Genomic DNA, 1,088 nt, shown 5'->3' with positions numbered 1-1,088 from the left:
GAAATTTCTAAAAATGCATTAAAAGAATCCAAAAAATTCCAATGGGATGATATTCATCAAGACTACATCGATATCTATAATAGAATATTACAAAACTAAAAAAATGTGCGTTGGTTGATAGCCAACGCACATTTTTCTTTATTTATTCAATTGTCGGATTGCCCACTCTAGTTTCTAATACATAAAACACAAACTGCTCAACTTTGTTATATAAGTTAGTTAGCGTATAGCCGATAATCCATGATACTGTGAATACCATAACTGCCACAAAGATAATAGCTGGTATAAATGTAATTGGCGACCACTGTATAATCTGATGAATAATTGGTAGATTCCAAATAAATTCACGTACCTCAGATTGCTCATGAACCAAGTAAACACTCAAAGTATAAGCTGCTATGGTATTGATCCTTACTGACTTCACTTTAATTTGTCGAATATACATAAAGATGCAGTAGGACATGATAAATTCAAAGGGCCCGTTGTAGTTTAAAAAGTCTACTTCGGGTAAGATATATTGCAAAAAGCCAGTAATCAAGGCTAATGTTAGATACCCTAGTAGATATTGATTACGGGTGAAGTCTTTAACAAATGCGCCATGTAGGCGGATATAGGCGCCTACAAAATATAAATACACGAAGAAAATTAATGAAAAACCTGAGTTAATCGATATAATCTCCTGGTTGATGACAAAAAATGGCCAAACAACCCCCACCAAAGTCGATAATAATAAGAAATGTTGATACTCTTTCTTACTAATCATATGAACAATTTTATTTAAGAAGGGAATAAATAGGTACAAGGCAAAGTAATTCGATATAAACCAGTACTCTCCCCTAAATGTGGCAAATAACTTACCTATAATCCGCCAAATATTAAAATCGATAGCGCCAAACACCATTAGTATGGTTATTAAAAGGCCTGAAATAAAACCTGGTAGCATCGCTACATGGATAATTTTTTTAATTTTTAGTTGTTTAGCATTAATTGAAAAATAGCCTGAGATAATAATATAGACATTTACACATACATATATGATGGCACGAAGTAAGGTTAGTAAGAAGTGATTCAAGCCAGTTACTTCTAAC

The 1,088-nt window shown here is 32.6% G+C and carries 1 protein-coding gene; it reads right to left on the bottom strand.

Annotated features, from left to right (window positions below):
* Positions 1–142 precede the first annotated feature (142 nt).
* Positions 143–1,088, bottom strand: a 946-nt coding sequence (locus tag ACRCJ0_RS14875) for an acyltransferase family protein (protein ID WP_431390982.1), incomplete at its 5' end; no start/stop codon positions are given.

This window comes from Aerococcus sp. L_32 (assembly GCF_050689315.1).
Note: the sequence above shows the minus strand (reverse complement) of the source record. Positions and strands in the feature narration are given on the sequence as shown.